The organism is Micrococcus sp. HSID17227, from assembly GCF_003989405.1.
Lineage (GTDB): Bacteria > Actinomycetota > Actinomycetes > Actinomycetales > Micrococcaceae > Micrococcus > Micrococcus luteus.
Map to the genome: position 1 here is coordinate 1 of NZ_RBLN01000236.1, position 3,491 is coordinate 3,491.

Consider the following 3,491-nt stretch of genomic DNA (forward strand, 5'->3'; position numbering starts at 1 on the left):
CGCGCAGCGCGCCGGCGCCCGGGGCGTCGTCGTCGATCCCGAGGAACAGGGTGCCCGCCGCTCCCCCGCGCGGGCCGGCCAGGCGGCCCGCCTCGAGCAGGGAGTCCACGAACACGTTGGACACGGGGGCACGGGCGGACAGGGCCGCGAGCGCGGCGGTGTCCGCGTCGGTCAGCAGGCGGACGCGGTCACCCGTGGCGGCCCGGACCTCCCGGTCAGTGGACGGAGACCACCGGGGCACCGGCGGCAGCCTGGTCACCGCCGTCCTCCCCCAGGTCCATCTCACCGGCGATCCGGTTGGCCTCCTCGATGAGGGTCTCCACGATCTGGTCCTCGGGCACGGTGCGGATGACCTCGCCCTTGACGAAGATCTGGCCCTTGCCGTTGCCGGAGGCGACGCCGAGGTCGGCCTCGCGGGCCTCGCCCGGCCCGTTGACGACGCAGCCCATGACGGCCACCCGCAGCGGGACCTCAAGGTCCTGGAGGCCCTCGGTGACCTGCTCGGCCAGCGTGTACACGTCCACCTGGGCGCGGCCGCACGAGGGGCAGGAGACGATCTCGAGCTTGCGCTCACGCAGGTTCAGGGACTGCAGGATCTGCAGGCCCACCTTGACCTCCTCGACCGGCGGCGCGGAGAGGGAGACGCGGATGGTGTCACCGATGCCCTGGCCGAGCAGGTAGCCGAAGGCGGTAGCGGACTTGATGGTGCCCTGGAAGGCCGGGCCGGCCTCGGTGACCCCGAGGTGCAGCGGCCAGTCACCCTGCTCGGCGAGCAGCTCGTAGGCGCGGGCCATGATCACCGGGTCGTTGTGCTTGACGGAGATCTTGAAGTCCTTGAAGCCGTGCTCCTCGAAGAGGGAGGCCTCCCAGACGGCGGACTCGACGAGGGCCTCCGGGGTGGCCTTGCCGTACTTCTGCAGCAGGCGCGGGTCCAGGGAGCCGGCGTTGACGCCGATGCGGAGGGAGGTGCCGTGGTCCGAGGCGGCCTGCGCGATCTCCTTGACCTTGTCGTCGAACTTCTTGATGTTGCCCGGGTTCACGCGCACGGCGCCGCAGCCGGCCTCGATCGCCGCGAACACGTACTTCGGCTGGAAGTGGATGTCCGCGATCACGGGGATGGTGGACTGCTGGGCGATGACCTTGAGGGCCTCGGCGTCCTTGTCCGTGGGGCAGGCCACGCGGACGATGTCGCAGCCGGCGGCCGTGAGCTCGGCGATCTGCTGCAGGGTCGCGCCGATGTCGTGCGTCTTGGTGGTGGTCATCGACTGCACCGAGACGGGGTGCTGCGAGCCGACGCCCACCGAGCCCACCTGGATCTGCCGGGTGGTGCGGCGCGGGGCCAGCACGGGCGGCGGGGCGGACGGCATTCCAAGGCTGACGGGCACGGGGGCGCTCCTCATGGGTTCTCGGGGTCGACGGCGCGGGGCCGCCGGGTTCTCCGGTCCATCCTAGGCGCGCGGGCGCCCCGGGGCGCGGGGCGACCGCCCACGGCGAACGGGCCGGGCTCAGAACAGCCGGACCGGCTCCACGATGTCCGCCACGATCAGGATGACGCCCATGAGCAGCATCGCCGCGCCCACCGCGTAGGTCAGCGGCAGCATGCGGGCCAGGTCGAACGGCCCCGGGTCCGGGCGGCCCGTGATCCGGGCCCAGCCGCGGCGCACCGCCTCCCACAGGGCGCCGGCCACGTGGCCGCCGTCGAGCGGGAGCAGCGGGATGAGGTTGAACACCATGAGCGCCACGTTCACGCCCGCCAGCAGGGACAGCAGCAGGGCGGCCTTGTCCGTCAGCGTGGCCTCCTCGAGCGCCGCCGCCTCCCCGGCGATCCGGCCGACTCCCACCACGGACATCGGGCCGTCCGGGTCGCGCTCGGCCGGGGTCACCACGGCGACGGCGGTGTCCCACAGCCGCTGCGGCAGCACGAGGACGACGTCGACGACGCCCCGCACCTGCTGGGCCACGAGCGGGCCGGCGTCGAGCGGGGTGCCGCGGACCGTCTCGAGCTGCGCGCCCATGCCGATGAACCCGACCTCGTGGGTCGCCACGGTCCCGTCCGGGGCCCGCTCGGGCCGGCCCAGCGCGTCCGTCACGGGCCGTTCCGTCAGGCGCGGGGTCAGGGTGGCGCTCATCCGCTCGCCGTCGCGCTCCCACTCGATCCGGGTGGGCTGTCCGGCGCGGTCCCGGATCGCGGCGGAGAGGGCGTCCCAGTCGGAGACCGGCCGCCCGTCGAAGGCGAGCACGGTGTCGCCGGGGCGCAGTCCCGCCTCGTGGGCGGGCGCGGCGGGATCGCCCGGGCGGCAGTCCTCTGTCCCGCCGGAGGCGGCGCGGGCCTGCTGCTCCTGCATCGTGACCACGCACCGGTAGACCTCGGCGACGGTGGTGCTGGGCTGCGAGGTGCCCACCGTGGTGACCAGCAGGGCGGTGGCGCCCAGCGCGATGAGCAGGTTCATGAACGGCCCGCCGAGCATGATCACCACCCGCTTCCACACCGGCAGGGCGAGGAAGCGGCGGTGCTCGTCGCCGGGGCGGACCTCCGCGGCGGCCTGGGCCCGCGCGTCGTCGGCCATGCGGCCCAGCTGCTGGACGAAGCCCGTGGACGCCGCGCGGGGCGTCTGCCCGGGCCGCGGCGGGGGCAGCATCCCGATCATCGCGACGTAGCCGCCCAGCGGCACGGCCTTGAACCCGTACTCCGTCTCGCCGCGGCGCCACGAGACGAGCGTCGGGCCGAAGCCGATCATGTACTGCGTGACGCGCACGCCGAAGAGCTTGGCCGGGACGAGGTGGCCGATCTCGTGCAGGGCGATCGAGACCGCCAGGCCCAGCGCGACCGCGAGGACGCCCGCGACGTACCAGAGGATCTCCACGACGGTCACCAGCGGGCCCGCGCCGCACGGCGCGCCCAGGCCTCGGCGGCGAGCACGGCATCCACGGTGAGCCCCGTCGGCGCGGGGTCGTGGCCGGCCGCGGCGAGCACGTGCTCGGGGGCATAGTCGGCGACGACGGCGCGGACCGTGTCCACGATCCCGTCGAAGGGCAGGGCGCCGGCGTGGAAGGCGTCCACGGACTCCTCGTTGGCGGCGTTGAACACGGCCATGTGGGTGGGCGAGGCGGCCGCCGCCTCCTTCGCGGCCCGTACCGCGGGGAAGGCCTCCTCGTCGAGGGGCTCGAACGTCCAGGTGGCCGCCCGCGTCCAGTCGCAGGCCGGGGCCGCGCCCGGGAGACGGCGCGGCCAGCACAGCCCCAGGGCGATGGGCAGGCGCATGTCCGGCGGGGAGGCCTGGGCGAGCGTGGACCCGTCGACGAACTCGACCATCGAGTGGACCACGGACTGCGGGTGGACCACGACGTCGATCCGGTCCAGGGGCACGTCGAACAGCAGGTGGGCCTCGATCACCTCGAGGGCCTTGTTCACGAGGGAGGCGGAGTTGGTGGTGACGACGCGGCCCATGTCCCACGTGGGGTGGGCGAGGGCCTGGGCGGGCGTGACGGCG

At 74.1% G+C, this 3,491-nt stretch carries 2 protein-coding genes and 2 pseudogenes; all 4 read right to left on the bottom strand.

Translation table 11 applies throughout. The features are described from left to right. Positions 1-241 (bottom strand): annotated as a pseudogene (locus D8M29_RS10045) (GNAT family N-acetyltransferase); the annotation flags it as partial. Further along, positions 216-1,400: a flavodoxin-dependent (E)-4-hydroxy-3-methylbut-2-enyl-diphosphate synthase gene (gene ispG / locus D8M29_RS10050; protein ID WP_061866731.1), complete on the bottom strand. Its 1,185-nt coding sequence runs from the start codon at positions 1,398-1,400 to the stop codon at positions 216-218. The gene ispG and the pseudogene D8M29_RS10045, both read right to left, overlap by 26 nt. Positions 1,401-1,505: 105 nt before the next feature. Beyond that, a complete protein-coding gene (locus D8M29_RS10055) occupies positions 1,506-2,873 on the bottom strand; it encodes an RIP metalloprotease (RefSeq protein WP_127445945.1) in 1,368 nt (455 codons plus the stop codon). After that, positions 2,870-3,491 (bottom strand): annotated as a pseudogene (locus tag D8M29_RS10060) (1-deoxy-D-xylulose-5-phosphate reductoisomerase); the annotation flags it as partial. The gene D8M29_RS10055 and the pseudogene D8M29_RS10060, both read right to left, overlap by 4 nt.

Excerpts from the sequence above, each read along its gene's own strand:
- ispG (WP_061866731.1), bottom strand. The coding sequence starts at position 1,400 with ATGAGGAGCGCCCCCGTGCCCGTCAGCCTTGGAATGCCGTCCGCCCCG.